Raw genomic sequence first — 21896 nt, forward strand, 5'->3', positions numbered from 1 at the left:
GGCGCTCCTACGACTTCAAGCGATAATTGCCGCGAGACACAAACTCGATAAAACCACGGTCGCGCAGATACTGAAGCTGCTGCCGTATCTTCGGCTTGATATTCTGGTTGCCGGGATAGAGATCGCCAAGATGCCGTTCGAAATCATATACGTCTTCAAGCGTGAATTCACGCTTGCCCAAAGATTCCACGCATCTCATGACGTCCAGAAGCCATCCGCGCGCCTCAAGCGACGCGCTCCTCAAGAACAGAGTCTTTTGCCAATCTTCGAGGACCTGCTCTTTGGGTCGGATCATACCGTTCCGAACGATATGGATTTTGCCGGACTCCGGCACTTTGCTCAGCAAAATGTTCGACCCTATCCATCCGGCCCGGCGCGCAGTCGCAGCAAGAGGCTTTCGTTGCTGAATAATCTCGGGGACAAAGAAGTGCTTTGGCACGATGAACAGGTTCACGACTGCCAACGCGTTGCGGTCGCAGTTCATCAGCAACAGATTAGGGTTGTTGCTGGCGGCTAGCCGCTCGCATTTCGTCTTGTACGCGCCGTCCGATACCTTGGGTCCGAACTTTCCTTTCTGACTCTTCAGCTCGAACTCTTCGCTGCAAGACAGACAGAGAAAATCAGCGACGGGGCTGTTGTTCGGAAATTGCGACATCTTGGCGTTGCCGCAGTGCGGGCAGTAGGCCCATGCGCCGACCCAAGCTTCGGTCCATGCGCGCGCGCTTTGCGTGCCGCTGGTATAGGGGGATTGGGTTTCTTCGAAGCCGAGTTTCATGGTTCCAGAGTAGCGAAACTCTTCCGAAGTTCCAGCGACTACCTCTTCTTCCACCCACCCCGCCGCCCCGGCATCCCGCCGGTCGACTTCGGCGCCGGTCCGAACTCCGGGCCTGATTGCCGCGAGTCGGTCGGCTGGATGATCCGGCTGTTGCCGCCGAACGGCTTGGCCGGCAGTGCGCGATCCCCGCGATAGGGCAGTGATTCCGGGCCGTGCATCTCGTCGAGATGCGGCTTGTGCACTTTCGAGCCGCTGCCACCGCTCGCCTTCAGCGCGGAGCCTACAGTCTTTTTCTTCATGGCGCTGACGGGCAGATTGGCGGCGTCGCCGTATTTCCTGGTGCCGGCATAGGCGCCGGCCTTGCCGGCGACGGTGCGCTGCTTGGCGGTGGGGTCGTCGACGACCGCAAGCTCGGTGGCGCGCAGGCGCTTGACCTCGTCGCGCAGGCGCGCCGCCTCCTCGAAGTTCAGATCGGCGGCGGCCTCGCGCATCCGCGTTTCGAGATCGGCGAGCACGGCTTCGAAATTGTGGCCGATCGAGATGACGTCGTCGGTCATGTCGTGGCCGCCGACCTCGACCAGCACGTGGTCGCGCTCATAGACGGAGTTGAGGATGTCGCCGATCTGCTTCTTCACGCTCTCCGGCGTGATGCCGTTGGCGGTGTTGTACTCGACCTGCTTCTCGCGGCGGCGATTGGTCTCGGCGATGGCGCGCTCCATCGAGCCCGTCATCTGGTCGGCATAGAGAATGACCTTGCCGTCGACGTTGCGCGCGGCGCGGCCGATGGTCTGGATCAGCGAGGTCTCGCTGCGCAGAAAGCCTTCCTTGTCGGCATCGAGGATCGCCACCAGCGCGCATTCGGGAATGTCGAGGCCCTCGCGCAGCAGGTTGATGCCGACCAGCGCGTCGAAGGCACCGAGACGCAAATCCCTGATGATCTCAATGCGCTCGATCGTGTCGATATCGCTGTGCATGTAGCGGACGCGAATGCCCTGCTCGTGCAGATATTCGGTGAGATCCTCCGCCATGCGCTTGGTCAGCACCGTGATCAGCGAGCGATAGCCGGCCTGCGCGGTGGCGCGCACCTCGCCGACGAGATCGTCGACCTGGGTGCGGGCGGGGCGAATATCGACGGGAGGATCGATCAACCCGGTCGGACGGATGACCTGCTCGACGAACACGCCGCCGCTCTCGTTCAGCTCCCAGCTGCTCGGGGTCGCCGACACCGCGATGGTCTGCGGCCGCATCATGTCCCATTCCTCGAAGCGGAGCGGGCGGTTGTCCATGCAGGAGGGCAGGCGGAAACCGTATTCGGCCAGCGTCGCCTTGCGGCGGAAGTCGCCTTTGAACATGGCGCCGATCTGCGGGATGGTGACGTGGCTTTCGTCGGCGAACACCAGCCCGTTGTCGGGCACGTATTCGAACAGCGTCGGCGGCGGCTCGCCGGGCAGGCGCCCGGTCAGATAGCGCGAATAGTTCTCGATGCCGGCGCAGCTTCCGGTCGCCTCCATCATCTCGAGATCGAAGGTGGTGCGCTGCTCGAGCCGCTGCGCCTCCAGGAGGCGCCCCTGGTTGTTGAGCTGGTCCAGCCGCAGCTTCAATTCCGACTTGATCGACTTGATCGCCTGCACCAGCGTCGGGCGCGGCGTCACATAGTGCGAATTGGCGTACATCTTGATGAATTCGAGCTCGTCCTGCTTGTGGCCGGTGAGCGGATCGAACTCCTCGATGGTCTCGATGGTGTCGCCGAACAGATTCACGCGCCAGGCGCGGTCTTCATAGTGCGCCGGGAAGATGTCGATGACGTCGCCTCTGACCCGGAAGGTGCCGCGGGTAAAGTCGGCCTGGGTGCGCTTGTACTGCAGCGCGACGAGGTCGGCGATCAGCTGGCGCTGGTCGATGCGCTCGCCCTTCTTCAGCGCAAACGTCATCGCGGTGTAGGTCTCGACCGAGCCGATACCGTAGATGCACGACACCGACGCGACGATGATGACGTCATCGCGCTCGAGCAGCGCGCGCGTCGCCGAGTGGCGCATGCGGTCGATCTGCTCGTTGATGGACGAGTCCTTCTCGATATAGGTGTCGGTGCGCGGAACGTAGGCTTCCGGCTGGTAGTAGTCGTAATACGAGACGAAATATTCGACCGCGTTGTCGGGGAAGAAGTTCTTGAACTCGCCATAGAGCTGGGCGGCCAGCGTCTTGTTCGGCGCAAGGATGATGGCGGGGCGCTGCGTCGCCTCGATCACCTTGGCCATGGTGTAGGTCTTGCCGCTTCCGGTGACGCCGAGCAGCACCTGGCTGCGCTCGTTGCGCTGGATGCCTTCGACCAGCTCGGCGATCGCGGTCGGCTGGTCGCCGCGCGGTTCGTAATGCGACTTGATCTCGAAGCGCACGCCGCCTTCGGACTTTTCCGGGCGCGGCGGCCGATGCGGGGTCCACACTTTGATCGAGCCGTCGCCCTTGCGGAACTCCGGCCGGCCCTCGCGGATCAGCGACTCCAGCGCATCCGCGGTCGCCTTGACGCCGAGCGCCTCCATCTTGTTCCGCGGCGGCCGCGCCAGTGCCTCGGCATCGTCCTCCTCGGTGGGAAAACCGAGCTGACGCGCCAGTTCCGGATCGAGTGTCGGGATCGTGGCGGCGGTGCCGTAATTAGCCTGCGGCGCCTCGTCGAAGCCCTCGGCCGAGGCGCGAGCCCCCGCCGGCTGCGGATTGGGCCGCAGTGGCATCGGCCTGTTACTATCCTGCGGAAACTCTTTCGGCGTCGAGGCGCGCGCCCGATGCGCGGCGGCCTCGCCTCCGGCGCGGCGATCGCGCGAATTGTCCGGTGGCGGCTGCAGCCCGGTGCCCGATCCCAGCCCGGCATCACCGCGATTGATCGCGGGATTCAGCAGCTCGGCCAAGGCTGGCCCGATCGGCTGCACATCGGGCCGATGGGCCTTCGAATTCGGAGCCTTGGATCTCGGAGCCTGGGATTTCGGAGCCTTGGAATTCGAAGCCTTGGATTTCGGGGATTTTGGGGGAGCTGGGTTCTTCGCCATGACGCGAATATGGGGCGAGTCCGCTGCCCAGAAAAGGGCGAAGACACGTTCCCGTGCAGGCTGCTGACAGCAGGTTGGCAGCAGCCTGGAGCTCTCCCGCGTCCTAGTTCGCGACCATGGTGTGATCGGCGAGGTTCACGGTCACCATGTCATAGCGGGACTGCGCCAGCGTGCGCACGCCGACCTGGTGGAAGCCGATCTTCAGCTCCTCCTTGTCGACGTGAACGCGCAGATAGCCGTAGTTCTGGTCGTCGTATTTCTCGAGCAGGAGCTGCTTGGCCCATGACGGCCGGTGCTTGCCCTCGAGATATCCCACGTCCGAGCCGGCGTGCGGCTCCTGCGCAGGATGGCCGCGTGCGGCCCGCACCAGCGGATTGACGTTGTGACCGCCGTCGCCGCACACGATGAACGGGACGTCGATCTCCTTGCCCCCGAACGCGACGATGCGCGTATAGCGCTGGTAGTTGTGGGCGTGGGCCGCCAGGAAAGCGTGCGGATAGACGCCTTCGTCGTGGCAGACCTTGTCGATCTGCTGGAGCATCACCGTGCTGGACCCGTGGTTGCCGCCGGTTCCGCTGCCAGTGTCCGGCGGAGAGTAGCTGAATGGCGGGTGATGCGTGGCGAGCAGAACCGCGCCCTTGTAACCATCGGTCTTGATCTTCTTCAGCTGCGCGCGGAGGAAGTCGATCTGGACGTTGGATACGGTCGGCCACTTCCCGTCGAGATTCGAGATCACGCCGGGATCTTCCAGCGCGTTGCTGAACAGGCCGATGATGCGGACAAAGGGAGCGTCGAGGGTGAAATAGACCCCGGGCTGGAGCATCGCGGTGCGGTGCAGCGACCGCGCCTCCGCGGTGATACCGAACTTCTGTGCGCAGAAATTGCGCTGGAAGATCGCCAGCGGCTCTTCCCCTTCCGGCGTATTCGGCACCACGAAGGAGTCGTGATTGCCGGGGATCGCGAAGATCGGGGCGGGATAATTGCGGAACGGGTCGTAGAACTGATCGTAATAATATTGCGCCTCGCCGAAATCGTAGACGACGTCGCCGAGATGGAACAGGAAGGCCGGCCGGTTGCCGCCCGTCGAGGACGCGGCATCGAGCGTCACCTGGTCGGCGACGTGCAGCTCGTTGGCATATTTGCGCACGTTCGATGCGCCGGAATCGCCGAGCGCGTGAAAGATGATCTTGCCGGCATCCTCGATCAGCTTGGTGACCGCGGGGCCGTGGCTTCCATAGGCGTCGGCGAGCGGAACGACGGCGTCGACGGCCGCGCGCGATGGCGGAACCGCGACGACGTCCTTGGTCAGGAGGTCACCGATCTCCTTGTAGAGCTGCCCGTCGCTCGGATGCGCTGTCGAAAAGCCGTTGGGATCCGGCAGCTTGTCTGTTTCGCCGAAAATAGGTTCGTGAAAAATCGGGTCGGGAAGGTGGGTGTGAGAGCGTCTGACCATTGCAGGATCTCCATGTCCGACAGGCCGGAAGCGTATTTTATGATTGTTGCAACCTTGAGACGACACCCGCAGAATCGTCCGGTGCCGGCATCAGCCGGCTACCGCCGCCGTGCCGGCCGGCAAGCATCACGCCGCCGGCAGCGGCCCGTCGCCGTCGACGACAGTCAAACGCGGCTCCAGGATGTCGAGATGAATCCCGCCGCAATCGGTGCAGCGCATGGCCCAGTACTCGCACCCGGCGCGGCCGCCGATCACACGGAGCACCGCGAGATCGCCGTCGCATTCCGGGCATATTGCCAGCACCTCGCGGGAATAAATTCTCGGCTGCGAAGGGTCGTCGTATTCGATGACTGACATGAACCGGTGTTCCCTGTTGTCCTTCAGCCTTGTTGCGATCTCGCCTGCCTATTCGTCGTCGTTCTCGTCGGCGTGCCGGCGGAAGCGGTCGATGTGGTTCTTGGCGTCGGCGATGGCTGCCTCCGGATCAGGCCAGGCGAAGCCGACTTCCATGGTCGGAAACAGCACGCCGTCGATGGCAACCGGGCTGAAATCGGCGCGGCGGATCCGGGCGTGCCACAGTCCCTTGCCAGCTTCGAAGGATTCGATGTCAAAGCCGTCGTAAAGCGTCGTCATAGGTCGTCCCCAAATGCTCTCCTGTCGGAGGGTTAGAGGACCACGATTGCGGATTACGACGTGTGAAGCGGTTCACAAGCGGCCGGCTTTTTCTAGCCCCGCCCGGCAGCGCGGCCGGACCGCCGCGGCCGGGCCGCGGGTTCCGCCGCAGCCCGCATGATCCAGCGGCGAAACGCGGCAAAATCGCGCTGTTCGGTCTGGAAACTGCGGTAGATCAGGTACCAGCGCATGCCCTTGGGCACCGAGAGGTCGAACGGCGCCACCAGCCGGCCCGCGGCAAGGTCGTCGTCGATATAAGGGCGGATGCCCATGGCGATACCGAGCCCGTCGGCCGCGGCCTGCAGCGCCTGGCCGTAGAATTGGAACTCCGGCCCGCGCGCGTTGATGCGGCCAAGGTTCGCGGCCCTGAGCCAAATCGGCCAATCCTCCGGCGAATGCGTCACGCGGATCAGGCCGGGCCCTTTCAGGTCCGCCGGCCGCTTCAGGCCGCTGGCGAGGCGCGGCACGCAGACCGGCGTCAAATCGCCCGCGAACAGCGGCTCGGCGACCAGGCCCGGCCAGTCGCCTGTCCCGAGCTTGATGCCGCAACTCCAGTCCTCGCCGAACGGCACCTCGGCGCCGCCCGTGGTGAAGCGCACTTCGATGTCGGGTTCTTCGCTGCGAAACTCCGACAGCCGCGGGATCAGCCAGCGCATCGCAAAGGTATGGCCGACGCCGATGGTGAGCACGCGCAGGCCTGATGGCGCCGTCACCTGCGCGGTCAGGCTGGCGAGCGCATCGAAGATCGGCGTCAGCCCGCTTTGATAGGCCCGGCCTGCCTGCGTCAGGACCAGCTTGTTGGCCTTGCGCTCGAACAGCGCGACGCCGAGCCGCTCTTCGAGCAGATGCACCATGCGGCTGACGGCAGCCGCCGACACGCTCAGTTCGAGGCCGGCCGCAGCAAAGCTGCCGGTCCGCGCCGCCGCCTCGAATGCCTTGATGCCGTTGAGAAAGAGCAGCCGCCGCAAATGAACCGACCCTCAGGAAAGCTGATGCCAGGCCAAGATAACTCAGTTTGCGCAAGACGAGCAAGCGAGGCACACGAATGAGCGTAATTCCAAGTTGATTTCGAGGCGCCTGCCGCATCTTCGCCTCTCCCCGCCTGCGGGGAGAGGCCGGAATTTGCGAGAGCAAATTCCAGGTGAGGGGGACTCTCCGCGAGTCCAACTCTTACCTCCCTTGCGGAGACTCCCCTCACCGCACCCTCTCAGGGCGAGCTTTGCTCGTCCCGACCCCCAAGCGGGGCGAGGGAAATTAGCAGTCTTGCGTCCCTTACGTTCGCTGACCTACCAACAGGAAAATCCCCCCGTGACGCCCATCATGATCGCTGCCCTTGGATTGCTGATGGTCGCCACCGCGTTCCTGTCGGGGCTGTTCGGCATGGCGGGCGGGCTCATCCTGATCGGCGTGTTGCTGGCCCTGATGCCGCTGCCGACCGCGATGGTGCTGCACGCGATCACGCAGATGGCCTCGAACGGCTGGCGTGCCCTGCTGTGGCGCAAGCACATCCGCTGGCGGCCGGTGGCCAACTACATGGTCGGGGCCGCCATTGCGATGGCGGCCTGGTCGCTGACCCGCTACGTGCCGGACAAGCCCATGGCGCTGCTGATGCTCGGTGCCACGCCGTTCATGGCCCGGCTGCTGCCGACGAATATCAAGCCCGACCCCGACCGTCTCTGGCAGGGCACCGTCTACGGCACGATCTGCATGGGCCTGATGCTGATGACCGGCGTCTCGGGTCCGCTGCTCGACACCTTCTTCCTCGGCGGCGATTTCGGCCGGCGCGAGAAGGTCGCCACGAAAGCGATGTGCCAGCTTGTCAGCCACTTCACCAAGCTGATCTATTTCGGCGGCGTCATCGACCAGGCCGCGACGCTCGATCCGTTGCTCGCCGGTATGGCCATCGCAGCCTCGATGCTCGGCACCTCGCTGGCGCGGCGCATTCTCGAAGCCATGACCGACCAGCAATTCGTGGCCTGGTCGAACAAGCTCATCACCACCATTGCCTGCTATTACATCGCCTATGGCGGCTGGCTCCTGGTCCGTACGCCGGTGCTGGCTGCCTTTACCAAGGGAGGTTTGCAATGAACTGTGACGCCGATCCGCTGGTGCTGGATTTCGTCGAATGGATCGCGCGCGAGCCGCGCGCCTATGCCGAGGTGATCTCGACCTGGAAAACCTCGTGCCCGCGCCTCACCATCTGGGAGGACGCCGCAGATCGCGGCTTCGTCGCACGCGAGACGCTGCCCGGCCTCGGCCTGGTCATCGCGGTGACGAAAGAGGGCGAAAAGCTGCTGCGAACGAACGGGCGGTGATACACCCTTCCGTCTCCACAACGTCATTGCGAGCGCAAGCGAAGCAATCCAGAATGCCTCCGCGGAAGCAGTCTGGATTGCTTCGTCGCACCAGCGCAAGATTGCTGGGCAATTTTGTCGCGCGCTCCGCGCAATGACGGAGCCTGTGGAGACACTGCATGTCGCTCAAACTCTACGAACTCGTCGGCACCGATGCCTCGCGCCCGTTCAGCCCCTATTGCTGGCGCACGCGGATGGCGCTGGCGCATAAGGGGCTGACGGCGGAGTCGCTGCCCTGGCGCTTCACCGAGAAGACCGCGATCGCGCCGCACGGCTCGGAGAAAGTGCCGGTGCTGCTGCACCACGACAAGGCCGTGGTCGATTCCTGGGCGATCGCTGGATATCTCGAAGACAATTTTCCCGACAGGCCGTCGCTGTTCGGCGGCGAGGGCGGCCGGGCCATGGCGCGCATGATCAATGCGTGGGGCGACATCGCCATCGTCGGCGGCATCTTTCCGTTGATCATCGCCGACATCCCGAACAACCTGGCCGAGGTCGATGCCGCCTATTTCCGCCAATCGCGCGAGGCGCGCTTCGGCGGCAAGACGCTGGAACAGATCATGGCGAGCCGCGACAGCGCCGTCCTCGGATTCCGCAAATCGCTGGAGATCATGCGGCAGACGTTCAAGACGCAGCCCTATCTCGGCGGAGCTGCGCCGAACTATGCCGACTACATCGTGTTCGGCGGCTTTCAGTGGGCGCGCGTGACCAGCCCGTTCAAGCTGCTCGAAGCGGACGATGCTGTCTACGCCTGGCGCGAAAGGCTGCTTGATGCGTTCGACGGCATGGCGCGGAAGTCGCCTGGGTTTGAGGTGTAGGGTGCAGCGTCGTCCCGGCGAAGGCCGGGATCCATACGGCGCGATCCATCGATTGCGATTGGTATCAGTACCGAACGACGGGTCTTCGCCAAACATCTTCCTGGGATTATGGGTCCCGGCCTTCGCCGGGACGACACTGAATAGGTTGCGCGTGCTCGCGCTTCACAGCCGCCGCCTTTCGCAAACACTTCCGGCACAGGCAATCCTCGCCCTTCACCGGCATCGGCAGCTTCGCCGTCTCCTCGGCACACCAGCAGTTGCCCGAGAGATCGCAGCCGAACTCGGCGCCGCAGCGGGAGCAGGCCAGACGCCGCGGGACCGAATGCGGAATCGTGATTTCTTTCGGATTTGTCATGATTTACGTCGAAGCTTCGCCGTCATTTTCATGTCGGGTTCATCTGTCGCTGCGATATATTAGGCCTCGCGCACCGACCAGGGAAGCGGTCGGCAACGCGCGGAGGACAACTCGATGGCCCGCGATTCGCAAGCCGCTCTCGTCGCGTTGAACCGTTTCGGCTTCGGCCCGCGCGGCGGCGCATCCGGCGATCTCGTCAATGCGGCGTCCGATCCCCGCGGATTCGTGAAGGCGGAACTGGCGCGCCCCTCTGGGGTGCTGCTGGAGGCGCCTGGCCTGCAGTCGACGCCGCAGCTCGGACAGGCCGTGTTCGCCTATCAGGACCAGGTCAAGCAGGCGCGCGAGGCCGCGAAGACGGCCGCGCCGGCCGAGGCGCCGGCGCCGCAGCCGCCGGCGGACCAGAAGCCCGAAAACCAGTTGCGGCGCAATCTCTCGCTCAACACGGTGGCGAACGAGATCGCCGGCCAGCAGATGGCTGACCCGAAGCAGTCCGACGCCGCGATGAAGCCTGACGGCGCGCAGCCCAATGCTGCCGCGCCGGCTGCAGCAAAACCGGCGCAGCCGCTCAACGTGATCCAGAAGACCTTTCGCGCCGAGGCGCTGGCGCGGCTGCAGCGCGCGATGCTGGTCGATTGCGGTTTCACCGAGCGCCTCGTCGTGTTCTGGTCCAACCATTTCTGCATCTCGGCGAGCAAAGGCGAGCTGGCGCGGATCTGGGCAGGCGCGTTCGAGCGCGAGGCGATCCGCCCGCATGTGCTGGGGCGCTTCGCGGACATGCTGAAGGCGGTCGAGCAGCATCCGGCGATGCTGTTCTTTCTCGACAACCAGCAATCGCTCGGACCTGATTCGCGCGCGGGCCAGAACCGCAAGCGCGGGCTGAACGAGAATCTCGCGCGCGAGATCATGGAGCTGCACACGCTCGGCGTCGGCGGCGGTTACACGCAGGAGGACGTCACCTCGCTCGCGCGGATCATCACGGGCTGGACCTTTGCCGGCCGGCAGGGACAGCTCGGCGCGCCGGGCTCGTTCGTGTTCAACGCCAATGCGCACCAGCCCGGGCCGCAACGGCTGCTCGGCAAGACCTACGAGTCCGGCGGCCTTGCGCAGGGCGAGGCCGCGCTCGCCGACATCGCGCGTCATCCATCGACCGCGAATTTCATCGCCACCAAATTTGTCCGGCACTTCGTCGCCGACGATCCGCCGCCGGCGCTGGTGGCGCGATTGCGCGATGTCTTCGTCAAGACCGACGGCGACCTCAAGGCGCTGGCGACGGCGTTGGTCGAGTCCGATGAAGCGTGGAAGGCGCCGCTGACCAAGATGCGCTCGCCCTACGACTTCCTGATCGCGACCGGCCGGCTGCTGGCGCGCGTGCCCGAGGATCCTGGCCTCTATCTCAACAGTCTGAACCTGCTCGGCCAGCCGCTATGGGCACCGGCCGGCCCCAATGGCTTCCCCGACACCGCCGCGGCCTGGGCCGCGCCCGAGGGCCTGAAGCTGCGGCTCGACATCGCTTCGCAGATGGGTGCGCGGCTCGGGCCCAACATCGATCCGCTCGACCTGCTGGAGTTCGCCGCGGCCGATGCAGCGTCAGTCGAAACGCGCAAAACCATCGAGCGCGCGGAATCGCGCCAGCAGGCGCTGGCGCTGCTGTTGATGTCGCCGGAACTGCAGAGGAGATGATCATGATCGACTGCGTCGAAAACCGGCTCCTCACCTCGCGCCGCGGTCTGCTGCTCGCAGGCGCCTCCTTCGCGGCCTGGGCCTATTTGCCGAAATTCGCGCGCGCCGCCGACGGGCGCGACCCGCGCCTGGTCGTCGTGATCCTGCGCGGCGCGCTCGATGGGCTCGCAACCGTCGCGCCGATCGGCGATCCTGACTATGCCGGCCTGCACGGCTCGATTGCGCTCGCCGCCAACGGCGCACACCCCGCGCTGATGCTCGATGCCTTCTTCGGGCTGCATCCGTCGATGCCGGAATTCGCGCGGATGTACCGCGCCCAGCATGCCGCCGTGGTCCACGCTGTCTCGACGCCCTATCGCGATCGCTCGCATTTCGACGGCCAGGACGTGCTCGAGAGCGGCTATGCCGGCCCGGGCCGCGTGCAGTCCGGCTGGCTCAACCGCGCACTCGAAGCGCTGCCGCGCGGCGAGCGCGTGTCCAGCGGTCTCGCGGTCGGCCCCACCACGCCGCTGGTGCTGCGCGGCAATGCGCCCACCGTCGGCTGGGCGCCGGTCGCGCTGCCGCAGGCCGACGAGGATACTGCGATGCGGCTCGTCGATCTCTACCGACACCGCGATCCCGCGCTGGCGTCGGCGTTGACGCAAGGCCTTCAGCTGGAGAAGGCGGCGAGCGGCGACGACATGAAGCCGAAGCCCGGAAATCAGGTCGCGCAGATGCGCCAGGTCGCGCGCGGCGCCGCGAAGCTGATGGCCGCCGATGACGGCCCGCGCATCGCCGCGCTCGCCTTCGACGGCTGGGACACGCATGCCAATGAAGGCGGCCCCGTCGGGCGGCTCGCCTTCCTGCTCGGCGGTCTCGACGGCGCGCTGGCCGAGTTCGAGAGCGGGCTCGGCGATCGCTGGCGCGACACCGTCGTTCTGGTCGCCACCGAGTTCGGCCGCACCGCGCGCATCAACGGCACCGACGGCACCGACCACGGCACCGGCACCATCGCGCTGCTCGCCGGCGGCGCGGTGAAGGGGGGCCGCGTCATCTCCGACTGGCCCGGCCTCAAGCCGGCCAACCTCTACGAGGCCCGCGACCTCAAGCCCACCACGGACCTGCGCTCCGTGATCAAGGGCGTGCTGCAGGGACAGTTCGGCCTGTCGGATCAGGTGCTCGCCCAGACGGTTTTTCCGGACAGCGCCGGCGCAAGGCCGATGAAGGGGCTGGTGGCCTAACCCAACCCGTCATTCCGGGGCGCGCGACGCGCGAGCCCGGAATCCATCGATCCGCTCGTTCTGCCGCAAAATGGATTCCGGGCCCGCGCCTTGCGGCGCATCCCGGAATGACGACATGATTGGCGAAACATCAGGAGACCACACCCATGTACATCGCCATGAACCGCTTCCGCGTCGCCAGGGGCTCGGAGTCCGCTTTCGAGCAGGTCTGGCTCTCGCGCGACACGCATCTGGACAAGGTTCCGGGCTTCGTCGAATTCCATCTCTTGAAGGGCCCCGAGCTCGAGGACCATACGCTCTATGCCTCGCACACTGTGTGGGCGAACCACGCCGCGTTCGAGGCCTGGACCAAATCGGAAGCGTTTCGCGCGGCGCATGCGCGGGCCGGCGACACCAAGCCGACCTATCTTGGTCATCCCCAGTTCGAGGGCTTCGAGGTGATCCAGACGGTGGGCGGCGCGAAGTAGCGCCGCGCGGCGAACATCAGCCCAGCGTGATCTTGTCGATCTCCGCCATCTCCTCGGCCGTAAGGTGCCAGGCGATCGCCTTGACGTTCTGTTCGACCTGTTCGACGCGGGTGGCGCCCGCGATCACGCTCGACACCTGCGGGCGCGCGGCGAGCCATGAGAAGGCGAGCTCGAGCATCGAATGGCCGCGCGATGTCGCGAAGGCCTGCAGCTTCTCGACGATGTCCTCGTTGCGCGGCGTGACGTAGCGGTCGCGCAGCCGCGGTGTCTGGCCGAAGCGGGTGTTGTCGGGCGCGGCCTCGCCCTTCTTGTATTTGCCGGTGAGAAGTCCGCTTGCGAGCGGGAAGAACGGCAGCAAGCCGAGCTTGTATTCCTGCGCGACCGGCAAGAGGTCCTTCTCGATGTCGCGCACCACGAGCGAGTATTCGTCCTGGCAGGAGACGAAGCGGCTGACATTCATCGCGCGTGCGACGTATTCCGCCTCGGCGATCCGCCAGGCCGGAAAGTTCGAGTTGCCGATGTAGCGCACCTTGCCCTGCCGGACGAGATCGTCCAGCGCGCGCAGGCTCTCCTCGATCGGCGTCAGCGGGTCATAATCGTGCTGCTGGTAGAGATCGATGTAGTCAGTCTTCAGCCGCTTGAGGCTCGCTTCCACCGCGTCCATGATGTAGCGGCGCGAGGCGCCCTGCTTGGTTCCGTCCTCGGCCATCGGCTTGGAGTATTTCGTCGCCAGCACGATGTCCTTGCGGCGGTCGCCCAGCACGGCGCCGAGCACGTTCTCCGAGCCGCCTCTGTTCGAATAGATGTCGGCGGTGTCGAACAACGTGATGCCGAGATCGAGCGCGCGGTGGATCACCTTGCGCGAGGCTTCGAGGTCGATGCGCTGGCCGAAATTGTTGCAGCCGAGCCCAACCGCGGACACGCGCAGGCCTGAGCCGCCGAGATTACGAATTTCCATGGGAGATCCTGTCAGAAAAGAGCAGGCGCCCATTGTGACCGCGATGCGACGCAGCGGCAAGCCGCCACCCGCGGTGCTGCCATGCTGAAAGAACTGCCGGCAAAAAAATGCGGCCCCAGTCAGACGCGGCGACTGACGGGGACCGCTTTGGGGCGCTTGATCGGTGACGGGGGGCCTGACCAGACGCGATTTCAACTTAATCCGGGTGTGTTACGCGCCGGTGACATCCAGAGTTATCCACAAGGCGATCGCCAAGGAAAATCAGAAAATCTTGCGGTAGACGATGAAGCCGGAGCGCTCCGCGACCTTGTCGTACAGGCTCTGCGCCGTGGTGTTGGTCTGATGCGTCTGCCAGTACACCCGCGGCGAGCCTGCGAGCTTTGCCCGCTCGTACACGCCATGGATCAGCGACGAGCCGACGCCCTTGCCGCGTGCGGCCTCGTTCGTGAACAGGTCCTGCAGATAGCACGACGGCTCGATCGCGGTGGTGCTGCGATGGAACAAATAGTGCGTGAGCCCGAGCAGCTTGCCGTCGCTCTCGGCGACCAGCGCATGCACCGGTTCATACGCATCGAAGAAGCGCTGCCACGTCATTTTCGTGATCTCGGGCGCAAGCGCGGTCGGACCGGAGCGGCCGTAGAAGGCGTTGTAGCCGTCCCACAGCGGCAGCCATTGATCGTAGTCCTGCCGTGTGACGGAGCGAATGGTGAGCGACATCTAAAGAACCCTGGGCGGTGATGAGGCATCCTTCATACGGGATGATCGCGCTGCCGATCAATCGCGCAGTCGCTCAAGCTAGGTGAGGATTGGTTGAATCGATACAAGCTCGGAGTTCGGTTCACCTCTCCCGCAGGGAGAGGTCGGATCGCATCGATGGATGCGATCCGGGTGAGGGCTTCCGGTCTCACCTTGGCTGCGGCCCCTCACCCGGATTGCTCAGGCGCGCAATTGCGCGCCAAAGCAATCCGACCTCTCCCCGTTGGGGAGAGGTGAACCTCGAGCAGCCGGCGGAGTTTGTTTCAACATGTCCTACTCCGCGACGCGCAAGTACCGGATCAGCCCCCGCGCCGTGGGATCGCGCAGCGAGCGATAATAGTCGGCGCGGGCCGGCGCATCGGTGTGGCGCACGAGGTCGGTGACAGGCGTGTAGCTCAGCATGCGGCCGCCGTCGGGCAGCGCGGTGCAGACGAAACGCAGCACCTCGCCGTTGCGCAAGGCGATGTTGATCGGCGTGGCATCGCCGGTCCGCACCATCTCCATGCGCTGCGCGATGAAGCGGCCCAGCTCATCCTCCGGCAGGTCGAAGGCGTCGGTATCGCGGCCGTGATACATCAGCGCGATGAACGGCGGCTTGTCGTCGGCCTTCTCGTCCGGCAGCGCGAAATAGTCGCGGAAAGCGCGGTTGATGAATTCGGCGCGGGTCTCGGCGTCGAGCAGCACGATGCCGATATCGACCTGGTCGAGCGCAGCCGACAGCCGCGCCGCGATGGCGTGGTTCCGGCGCTCCGCCGCGAAGCTGTCGAGCAGCCGCTCGCGCATGAGGCCGGTGATGCCTGCGGTGCCGAAGGCCGTCACGGCCAGGAGCCCGACCAGATCGGCGGCGGCATGGAAGGGCATGGCACGGTGGCCGAGGAAGAACAGCGCGGCGCCCATCACGGCGAGGGCCGCACTGGTCATGGCGGAGGCGAAGCCCGACAGCGCGCCGGCAAATGCGACAACACAGACGAACAGTGGCGCGGGCGAGGGAAGCGGAGCGGCGCGGTCGAGCAGGATTGCCAGCAGTGTGATCGCTGCCGTCAGCACGGGACCGGACATGGCACGCCATCCGAACCGCATGGGCCTCGCTCATTCCTCCCTGAACGAGATAAGGCCGTTAGACTGACCGATGGTCGTGCGAACGCAAGGCGATTTCGTGCGGTGCGCTTAAGCGGCGCTTGCGTGTGGGCTCAAAGCTTTCGGATGATTTTAGACCAAATGCGCGTGTTCAATGCGCTGTTGCGCCGGCGCGTTCCATGTCGAGGTCCCCGGGCCCTTGCGGGTGCCGACGAAGATCAACAGCGAGGCCGCGACCAGAATGGCCGCAGTCAATGTGATTGCAACGATGACCACAGGCGATTTCATCGATGTCCCATCGCGATGCCGTCGGGTGCGAGGCCGCGCGGTAGTTTGAAGATGATCCAGGACGAAACGGGGATCAGACCGCCAGACCCATCGCCATGGCCGCCTTGGTCGACAGCACCGTGAGGGTGACGATCAGACACAGCGAGACGGCGGCGACGGCGAGCGAGGCCGCGACCGCGTTGGTCAGCCGGGAAGACGAGACGGTATCGGTTTGGCCCTGAAAGCCGACCGTGCCGGACGCCCGAATCATGGGTCTAAATCCTTCAGCTTGCGAGCGAATCACCCGCAACGCCGAACAACTTCACAATTTCAACCGGCAATATTGAGGCGGCGATTGCACCGAAAGCGGCGGGAATAGGGCAGAGGTTAACGCAACCCCCACTATTTCTTAACGGTCCCCTGATTTCAGGCCCCGGCGGCGATGCTGGCTGGATTGTCGATGTCGGCGGGCCGCCAGTCCATCGCCACGAAGCCGGGCGCAGCCTCGACGCGTTTCAGCCAGTCCCGGATTGCTGGGAACGGCGCGAGGTCGAAATCGCAGTGCTCGGCGAGGTGCGTGTAGCCGTACAGTGCGATGTCGGCGACCGTGAGCTGGCGCGCTGCGAAGTAGTCGCTGGTCTTGAGGTGGTTCTCCATCACCTGGAGCGCGCCGTAGCCGCGCTCCATCCAGTCTTCCAGCGCATGGGTCTGCAGGTCGCGGCCGCCCTTGACCAGAGACAGCCAGAAATAGGCGGCGCCGATATTCGGCTCCAGCGCGTGCTGTTCGAAGAACATCCATTGCAGCGCCTCGGCGCGATCGATCCGGTTCTCCGGCGCCAGTGGCGTGCCGACGGCGACGTACCAGAGGATGGCATTGGACTCGGCGAGATAGCGGTTATCGCCGACCTCGAGGAGCGGCACCTGGCCGGACGGGTTCTTCGCCAGGAAGTCCGGTGTCTTGCTCTCGCCGCGCAGAATGTCCACCTCGATGGGTTCGTAAGGCACGTTCAACAGCGCCAGCGCAAGGCGGACCTTGTAGCTGTTGCCCGAGCGTTGCATCGAATAGAGCTTGTACATTCTGGGAGTTCGATTCCGAGGGACGGGAAAGTGCGCTGCGTCCTGCCCACGCATCGCGGCTAAACAATGATGCCGATGGGAATCCGCCGCAAGGGCCGGGCGCTAGAAAAACTCGAAAACCCTACCGCACTGCAACGCCGGGGAAGATCATGTTCGCGGCCAAGCCGCAAAGCAGATCACGCTTGCGTCAGCATGCACGACTCATCGCATCGCGCGATCGTGTGTGGCCCGCGGTGTCTCCGTATCGTCATGCCCGGGACGAGCCCGGGCATGACGGAGTGCTGCCTTCGCGGCGACGTGCCACGCGCAAAATTGCTCCGAGGACAAGCCTTCGCGGATATGAGCGATTTCGACAGCAAACTTATCGATTATTGCGGGAAATCGTGGCTGGAAACGCGCAAAATCCGTAAACTTTTCCAGGATCGGGCCGAAGTTTCTTGCGGTGCAGCGGCACACGTTTTAGGGTGGCTCCATTCCCACAATTGGAGTCGTGAGGCCAAAGGGTTCACGACGCTTGTCAGGAGATGACGATGTCCTTCCTTGCCGCTGCGCTCGACCGTGTGAAGCCGTCCGCGACGATCGCGGTCACGGATAAAGCGCGCGCGCTGAAGGCGGCTGGCCGCAACGTCATCGGCCTCGGCGCCGGCGAGCCCGACTTCGACACGCCGGCCAACATCAAGCTGGCGGCGATCCACGCCATCGAGTCCGGCAAGACCAAGTACACCGCCGTTGACGGCATCCCCGAGCTGAAGGACGCGATCATCGCGAAGTTTCAGCGCGAGAACGGCGTCGCCTACAAGCCGAACCAGATCATCGTCGGCACCGGTGGCAAGCAGGTGCTCTACAACGCGCTGATGGCGACCATCAATCCGGGCGACGAGGTGATCATCCCGGCGCCCTATTGGGTCAGCTATCCCGAGATGGTGGCGCTCGCCGGTGGCGAGCCGGTGCCGGTGGTCTGCACCGCCGCGACCGGCTTCAAGCTTCAGGCCGAGGCGCTCGATCGCGCGATCACGCCGAAGACCAAATGGGTGATCCTGTGCTCGCCGTCGAACCCGACCGGCGCGGCCTATACGCGCGCCGAGCTCAAGGCGCTCACCGACGTGCTGGTCAAGCACCCGCATGTGTGGGTGATGACCGACGACATGTATGAGCACCTCGTCTATGACGACTTCCAGTTCACCACCGTCGCGCAGGTCGAGCCGAGCCTTTACGACCGCACGCTTACCGTGAACGGCGTGTCGAAGGCCTATTGCATGACCGGCTGGCGCATTGGCTATGCCGGCGGCCCCGCGCAGCTGATCAAGGCGATGTCGACCATCCAGTCGCAGTCGACCTCGAACCCGTGCTCGATTTCGCAATGGGCGTCGGTGGAAGCGTTGAACGGTCCGCAGGACTTCATCGCTGCCAACAACAAGGTGTTCAAGGAGCGTCGTGATCTCGTCGTCTCCATGCTCAACCAGGCCAAGGGCATCGAGTGCCCGCGTCCCGAAGGCGCGTTCTACGTCTATCCGTCCTGCGCCGGCACGATCGGCAAGACGGCGCCGTCGGGCAATGTGATCGGAAACGACGAGCAGTTCGTCACCGAACTCCTGGAGACCGAAGGCGTTGCCGTGGTGCAGGGTTCGGCCTTCGGCCTCGGCCCGGCCTTCCGCATCTCCTACGCCACCAAGACCTCCGACCTCGAAGACGCCTGCAAGCGCATCCAGCGCTTCTGCGGCAATCTGCGCTAGGCGCGCGGCAATGCTTTCCCTCTCCCCTTGCGGGAGAGGGTGGATCGCCGCGCAGCGGCGAGACGGGTGAGGGGTTCTCTCCGCGCATAATTCTATCGCGATGGCATTCCCGGAGAGAACCCCTCATCCGGCGCTTTGCGCCACCTTCTCCCGCAAGGGGAGAAGGGAAGACAGCGCATCCCTCTTGTGGCATAGAACGCCCTGTGGCTTCCTGCCGCGCTCTCTTTGCTCGCGTCCCATTCATAGCCGGAGATATTTCATGCGCCGCTCACTCCTCCTCGCCGGGCTCGCCGCAGCTAGCCTCGTCGCCTCCATCGCGAGCGCCAGCGCGCAGTCGTCGCGGATGGTGCAGGTCGGCGTGCTTGAATGCCGTGGCGGCGCCAGCGTCGGCTTCATCGTGGGATCGGTGACCAATCTCGGCTGCGTGCTGCGCGTCGATGGCTTGCCCGACGACCGCTATGTCGCGACGATCCGCAAAGTGGGTATCGACCTCGGCATCACCCAGGAGACGGCGCTCGCCTGGGGCGTGTTCGCACCGGTCAACCGGCTCGGCCCCGGCGATCTCGCCGGAAATTATGCCGGTGCGCAGGGCAGCGCTTCGGTCGGCGTCGGCCTCGGTGGCAATGTGCTGGTCGGGGGCTCCAATAACTCGATCGCGCTTCAGCCGCTCAGCGTGCAGGGTCAGGTCGGTCTCAACGTCGCGGCCGGACTCGAAAGCCTGGAACTTCGTCCGGGCCGTTAGCGGCGTGTCAGCGGAGGTGTTGGTTCACCTCTCCCCGCTGGGGTGAGGTGGGACGCCGGCTCAAGGCCGAACCGACTCTCACCAGTCATCGAGACTTACCGACGACGCACCGCAGCGACGTTTGACGCTTGCCAAATCTCGGGGACGGGCAGAGCATCTGCGTTTGCCGACCCAATCATGGGCCGAGCTCCACACCAAGGAGGCGGCGAATGGGACAAGACGTCAGAAGTCCCCGAGGTCCACGGTGCATCGCGCTGGTGGGCCCTTTCCAATCAGGTAAAACCACACTTCTCGAAGCGATCCTGGCGCGCACGGGCGCCATCCCGCGCGCCGGCAGTGTCGACGCCGGAACGTCCGTCGGCGACGCCACGCCTGAGGCCCGTCATCACAAGATGACTGTCGGGCTGACTGCCGCCACCACGAGTTTCATGGGCGACAGCTACACCTTCCTGGATTGTCCCGGTTCCGTCGAGTTCGCCCACGACATGCGCGCCGCGCTTCCCGCGGTCGACGCCGCCATCGTGGTCTGCGAGGCCGACGAGAAGAAGCTGCCGCAGCTTCAGATCATTCTGCGCGAGCTGGAGGAGCTGAAGATCCCGCGTTTCCTGTTCCTCAACAAGATCGACCGCGCCAACAAGCGCATCCGCGAGACGCTCGCGATGCTGCAGCCCGCCTCTCGCGTGCCGCTGGTGCTGCGCCAGATCCCGATCTGGAAGGGCGAGCTGATCGAGGGCTTTGTCGATCTCGCGCTGGAGCGCGCGTTCGTCTATCGCGAGCACAAGGCGTCCGAAGTGGTCGCGCTCGAAGGCGGCAATCTCGATCGCGAGAAGGAAGCCCGCTTCTCGATGCTGGAGAAGCTCGCCGATCACGACGACGCGCTGATGGAGCAATTGCTCGAGGACATCCAGCCGCCGCGCGATGCCGTGTTCGACGATCTCGCCCGCGAATTGCGCGAGGGGCTGATCTGCCCTGTTCTGCTCGGTGCGGCGGCGCGCGAGAACGGCGTGCTGCGCCTGATGAAGGCGCTGCGTCATGAGGTGCCCGGTATCGCGGAAACCGCAAAGCGTCTCGGTGCACCTGAAAGCAAGGATGCGCTCGGCTTCGTCTTCAAGACGCTGCACTCGCAGCACGGCGGAAAACTGTCGCTGACACGGCTGCTCGCCGGCCATCTCGACGACGGCGCCACGCTGCAATCCTCCTCCGGCGGCGTGAGCCGCATCTCCGGCATCCTCGCCGTGAGCGGCGCTTACGACAGCAAGCGTGCCTCGGCCGAAGCCGGCGACACCGTCGCGCTTGCCAAGCTCGATGCGGTCAAGACCGGCGACACCGTCTCGAGCGGCAAGACCGCACCTGGCGCGCTTGCGGCGCCAGAACCGACGCCGCCTGTGCTCGCCATGTCGGTCGCGGCCACCGATCGCAAGGATGACGTCAAGCTCGGCCAGGCGTTGATGCGGCTGCACGAGGAGGATCCGTCGCTCGTCGTCGTGCAGAACGCCCAGACCCACGACACCGTGCTGTGGGGACAGGGCGAGATGCATCTGCGTGTCGCAAGCGAGCGGCTCAGCGATCGCTTCGGCGTCAAGATCTCCTCGCATCCGCCCGCGATCGGCTATCAGGAGACCATCCGCAAGCCGATCACCCAGCGCGGACGCCACAAGAAGCAATCGGGCGGTCACGGCCAGTTCGGCGATGTCGTGCTCGAGATCAAGCCGCTGCCGCGCGGCGAAGGCTTCAGGTTCGCCGAGAAGGTCGTCGGCGGCGCTGTGCCGCGCAACTATATCGGCGCGGTGGAGGAGGGCGTTGTCGACGGGCTCGCCCGCGGCCCGCTCGGCTTCCCCGTCACCGACCTCGAAGTGACCCTGACCGACGGCTCCTATCACAGCGTCGATTCCTCCGACCTCGCCTTCCGCACGGCGGCGCGGATCGGGCTCAACGAAGGCCTGCCGCAATGCCAGTCGGTGTTGCTGGAGCCGATCCACCTGGTCGAGATCGTCTGTCCGACCGAGGCCACCGCCAAGATCAACGCGATCCTGTCGGCGCGGCGCGGCCAGATCCTCGGCTTCGACACCCGCGACGGCTGGAGCGGCTGGGACTGCGTCCGCGCCATGATGCCGGAAGCCGAGATCGGCGAGCTCATCGTCGAGCTTCGTTCCGCCACCGCCGGTGCGGGCAGCTTCACGCGCCAGTTCGACCACATGGCCGAAGTCACGGGACGTGCCGCCGACCAGATCATCGCCGCGCATCAGCACGCGGCGTGACCGGCTAGGGCGACATTGCTTCCTCCTCTTTTCGCCCCTGCGGTGAGGGGAGGAGCAAGTCCGAGGCGTTTCCACGCGTCATTGCGAGCGTAGCGAAGCAATCCAGGGTCTTTCCGCGGAGGGATTCTGGATTGCTTCGCTGCGCTCGCAATGACGGAGGAGACACAGGCGCATGGCGTCACTCCGCAACCTGCGC

The 21896-nt window shown here is 65.0% G+C and carries 22 protein-coding genes; 9 read left to right on the plus strand and 13 right to left on the minus strand.

What is annotated here, in order from left to right; translation table 11 throughout:
* Window positions 1–7 precede the first annotated feature (7 nt).
* The 6 genes from JQ621_RS18820 to JQ621_RS18845 all read right to left on the minus strand — a co-directional run bounded on the left by JQ621_RS18820 (window position 8) and on the right by JQ621_RS18845 (window position 6906).
* On the minus strand, window positions 8–829 hold the full coding sequence (locus JQ621_RS18820) for a DpnI domain-containing protein (RefSeq protein ID WP_312015424.1): 822 nt from the start codon (window positions 827–829) through the stop codon (window positions 8–10).
* Complete coding sequence (uvrB, locus tag JQ621_RS18825) at window positions 814–3813, minus strand: excinuclease ABC subunit UvrB (protein ID WP_212236157.1); 3000 nt, start codon at window positions 3811–3813, stop codon at window positions 814–816. The genes JQ621_RS18820 and uvrB overlap by 16 nt, the downstream gene beginning before the upstream one ends.
* Before the next feature lie 103 nt (window positions 3814–3916).
* Window positions 3917–5266, minus strand: coding sequence for a metallophosphoesterase family protein (locus JQ621_RS18830; RefSeq protein WP_212236158.1), 1350 nt, complete (start codon window positions 5264–5266; stop codon window positions 3917–3919).
* Window positions 5267–5392: 126 nt separating this feature from the next.
* Window positions 5393–5623 (minus strand): hypothetical protein, encoded by a 231-nt coding sequence (locus JQ621_RS18835; RefSeq protein WP_212236159.1) that lies wholly within the window; start codon window positions 5621–5623, stop codon window positions 5393–5395.
* Between the two features lie 48 nt (window positions 5624–5671).
* Entirely contained in the window at window positions 5672–5899 is a 228-nt protein-coding gene (locus JQ621_RS18840) for a hypothetical protein (protein ID WP_212236160.1), read from the minus strand.
* A gap of 92 nt (window positions 5900–5991) precedes the next feature.
* Window positions 5992–6906: a LysR substrate-binding domain-containing protein gene (locus JQ621_RS18845; RefSeq protein ID WP_212236161.1), complete on the minus strand. Its 915-nt coding sequence runs from the start codon at window positions 6904–6906 to the stop codon at window positions 5992–5994.
* A 340-nt stretch (window positions 6907–7246) separates the two neighbouring features.
* On the opposite strand from JQ621_RS18845, the gene JQ621_RS18850 reads away from it, so the two are divergent.
* From JQ621_RS18850 to JQ621_RS18860, 3 genes are all read left to right on the plus strand, one after another.
* A complete protein-coding gene (locus tag JQ621_RS18850; RefSeq protein WP_212236162.1) occupies window positions 7247–8026 on the plus strand; it encodes a sulfite exporter TauE/SafE family protein in 780 nt (259 codons plus the stop codon).
* On the plus strand, window positions 8023–8253 hold the full coding sequence (locus tag JQ621_RS18855) for a hypothetical protein (RefSeq protein WP_212236163.1): 231 nt from the start codon (window positions 8023–8025) through the stop codon (window positions 8251–8253). The genes JQ621_RS18850 and JQ621_RS18855 overlap by 4 nt, the downstream gene beginning before the upstream one ends.
* Window positions 8254–8411: 158 nt before the next feature.
* Window positions 8412–9110, plus strand: coding sequence for a glutathione S-transferase family protein (locus JQ621_RS18860; RefSeq protein WP_212236164.1), 699 nt, complete (start codon window positions 8412–8414; stop codon window positions 9108–9110).
* A gap of 106 nt (window positions 9111–9216) precedes the next feature.
* Here JQ621_RS18860 and JQ621_RS35480 read toward each other — a convergent pair whose 3' ends face one another.
* A complete protein-coding gene (locus JQ621_RS35480) occupies window positions 9217–9465 on the minus strand; it encodes a cysteine-rich CWC family protein (protein WP_249125382.1) in 249 nt (82 codons plus the stop codon).
* 114 nt (window positions 9466–9579) lie between these two features.
* Between JQ621_RS35480 and JQ621_RS18865 the strand changes: the two genes are divergently transcribed.
* From JQ621_RS18865 to JQ621_RS18875, 3 genes are all read left to right on the plus strand, one after another.
* The gene (locus JQ621_RS18865) at window positions 9580–11145 is read left to right on the plus strand and encodes a DUF1800 domain-containing protein (protein ID WP_212236165.1); all 1566 of its coding nucleotides are present in this window, start codon (window positions 9580–9582) and stop codon (window positions 11143–11145) included.
* Between the two features lie 2 nt (window positions 11146–11147).
* Window positions 11148–12365: a DUF1501 domain-containing protein gene (locus tag JQ621_RS18870; protein ID WP_212236166.1), complete on the plus strand. Its 1218-nt coding sequence runs from the start codon at window positions 11148–11150 to the stop codon at window positions 12363–12365.
* A 146-nt stretch (window positions 12366–12511) separates the two neighbouring features.
* Entirely contained in the window at window positions 12512–12832 is a 321-nt protein-coding gene (locus JQ621_RS18875; RefSeq protein ID WP_212236167.1) for an antibiotic biosynthesis monooxygenase family protein, read from the plus strand.
* A 16-nt stretch (window positions 12833–12848) separates the two neighbouring features.
* Here the strand turns inward: JQ621_RS18875 and JQ621_RS18880 are convergent, their stop codons facing one another.
* From JQ621_RS18880 to JQ621_RS18905, 6 genes are all read right to left on the minus strand, one after another.
* Complete coding sequence (locus JQ621_RS18880) at window positions 12849–13790, minus strand: aldo/keto reductase (protein ID WP_212236168.1); 942 nt, start codon at window positions 13788–13790, stop codon at window positions 12849–12851.
* Between the two features lie 261 nt (window positions 13791–14051).
* Complete coding sequence (locus tag JQ621_RS18885; protein WP_212236169.1) at window positions 14052–14507, minus strand: GNAT family N-acetyltransferase; 456 nt, start codon at window positions 14505–14507, stop codon at window positions 14052–14054.
* Between the two features lie 312 nt (window positions 14508–14819).
* Complete coding sequence (locus JQ621_RS18890) at window positions 14820–15626, minus strand: PAS-domain containing protein (protein WP_212236170.1); 807 nt, start codon at window positions 15624–15626, stop codon at window positions 14820–14822.
* 129 nt (window positions 15627–15755) lie between these two features.
* Window positions 15756–15911 carry a hypothetical protein gene (locus JQ621_RS18895; RefSeq protein WP_212236171.1) on the minus strand — a complete coding sequence of 52 codons (156 nt, stop codon included), beginning with the start codon at window positions 15909–15911 and terminating at the stop codon, window positions 15756–15758.
* 73 nt (window positions 15912–15984) lie between these two features.
* On the minus strand, window positions 15985–16161 hold the full coding sequence (locus JQ621_RS18900; protein ID WP_212236172.1) for a hypothetical protein: 177 nt from the start codon (window positions 16159–16161) through the stop codon (window positions 15985–15987).
* Between the two features lie 155 nt (window positions 16162–16316).
* Window positions 16317–16967: a glutathione S-transferase family protein gene (locus JQ621_RS18905; protein WP_212236173.1), complete on the minus strand. Its 651-nt coding sequence runs from the start codon at window positions 16965–16967 to the stop codon at window positions 16317–16319.
* A gap of 530 nt (window positions 16968–17497) precedes the next feature.
* Between JQ621_RS18905 and JQ621_RS18910 the strand changes: the two genes are divergently transcribed.
* From JQ621_RS18910 to JQ621_RS18920, 3 genes are all read left to right on the plus strand, one after another.
* Window positions 17498–18700, plus strand: a complete 1203-nt coding sequence (locus tag JQ621_RS18910; protein WP_212236174.1) for a pyridoxal phosphate-dependent aminotransferase — start codon at window positions 17498–17500, stop codon at window positions 18698–18700.
* Between the two features lie 259 nt (window positions 18701–18959).
* Window positions 18960–19442, plus strand: coding sequence for a DUF992 domain-containing protein (locus JQ621_RS18915; protein ID WP_212236175.1), 483 nt, complete (start codon window positions 18960–18962; stop codon window positions 19440–19442).
* Between the two features lie 209 nt (window positions 19443–19651).
* Window positions 19652–21700 carry an elongation factor G gene (locus JQ621_RS18920; protein WP_212236176.1) on the plus strand — a complete coding sequence of 683 codons (2049 nt, stop codon included), beginning with the start codon at window positions 19652–19654 and terminating at the stop codon, window positions 21698–21700.
* Window positions 21701–21896: the final 196 nt, after the last annotated feature.

The organism is Bradyrhizobium manausense, from assembly GCF_018129685.1.
In the GTDB taxonomy this organism is placed as follows: Bacteria; Pseudomonadota; Alphaproteobacteria; order Rhizobiales; family Xanthobacteraceae; genus Bradyrhizobium; species Bradyrhizobium manausense_D.

Bases quoted from the DNA above. Each gene is read 5' to 3' on its own strand.
- JQ621_RS18900 (WP_212236172.1), bottom strand. From the start codon at position 16,161: ATGATTCGGGCGTCCGGCACGGTCGGCTTTCAGGGCCAAACCGATACC.
- JQ621_RS18905 (WP_212236173.1), bottom strand. From the start codon at position 16,967: ATGTACAAGCTCTATTCGATGCAACGCTCGGGCAACAGCTACAAGGTC.
- JQ621_RS18840 (WP_212236160.1), bottom strand. From the start codon at position 5,899: ATGACGACGCTTTACGACGGCTTTGACATCGAATCCTTCGAAGCTGGC.
- JQ621_RS18880 (WP_212236168.1), bottom strand. From the start codon at position 13,790: ATGGAAATTCGTAATCTCGGCGGCTCAGGCCTGCGCGTGTCCGCGGTT.
- uvrB (WP_212236157.1), bottom strand. From the start codon at position 3,813: ATGGCGAAGAACCCAGCTCCCCCAAAATCCCCGAAATCCAAGGCTTCG.
- JQ621_RS18915 (WP_212236175.1), top strand. From the start codon at position 18,960: ATGCGCCGCTCACTCCTCCTCGCCGGGCTCGCCGCAGCTAGCCTCGTC.
- JQ621_RS18920 (WP_212236176.1), top strand. From the start codon at position 19,652: ATGGGACAAGACGTCAGAAGTCCCCGAGGTCCACGGTGCATCGCGCTG.
- JQ621_RS18860 (WP_212236164.1), top strand. From the start codon at position 8,412: ATGTCGCTCAAACTCTACGAACTCGTCGGCACCGATGCCTCGCGCCCG.
- JQ621_RS18875 (WP_212236167.1), top strand. From the start codon at position 12,512: ATGTACATCGCCATGAACCGCTTCCGCGTCGCCAGGGGCTCGGAGTCC.
- JQ621_RS18865 (WP_212236165.1), top strand. From the start codon at position 9,580: ATGGCCCGCGATTCGCAAGCCGCTCTCGTCGCGTTGAACCGTTTCGGC.
- JQ621_RS35480 (WP_249125382.1), bottom strand. From the start codon at position 9,465: ATGACAAATCCGAAAGAAATCACGATTCCGCATTCGGTCCCGCGGCGT.
- JQ621_RS18830 (WP_212236158.1), bottom strand. From the start codon at position 5,266: ATGGTCAGACGCTCTCACACCCACCTTCCCGACCCGATTTTTCACGAA.
- JQ621_RS18890 (WP_212236170.1), bottom strand. From the start codon at position 15,626: ATGCGGTTCGGATGGCGTGCCATGTCCGGTCCCGTGCTGACGGCAGCG.
- JQ621_RS18855 (WP_212236163.1), top strand. From the start codon at position 8,023: ATGAACTGTGACGCCGATCCGCTGGTGCTGGATTTCGTCGAATGGATC.
- JQ621_RS18870 (WP_212236166.1), top strand. From the start codon at position 11,148: ATGATCGACTGCGTCGAAAACCGGCTCCTCACCTCGCGCCGCGGTCTG.
- JQ621_RS18910 (WP_212236174.1), top strand. From the start codon at position 17,498: ATGTCCTTCCTTGCCGCTGCGCTCGACCGTGTGAAGCCGTCCGCGACG.
- JQ621_RS18895 (WP_212236171.1), bottom strand. From the start codon at position 15,911: ATGAAATCGCCTGTGGTCATCGTTGCAATCACATTGACTGCGGCCATT.
- JQ621_RS18835 (WP_212236159.1), bottom strand. From the start codon at position 5,623: ATGTCAGTCATCGAATACGACGACCCTTCGCAGCCGAGAATTTATTCC.
- JQ621_RS18885 (WP_212236169.1), bottom strand. From the start codon at position 14,507: ATGTCGCTCACCATTCGCTCCGTCACACGGCAGGACTACGATCAATGG.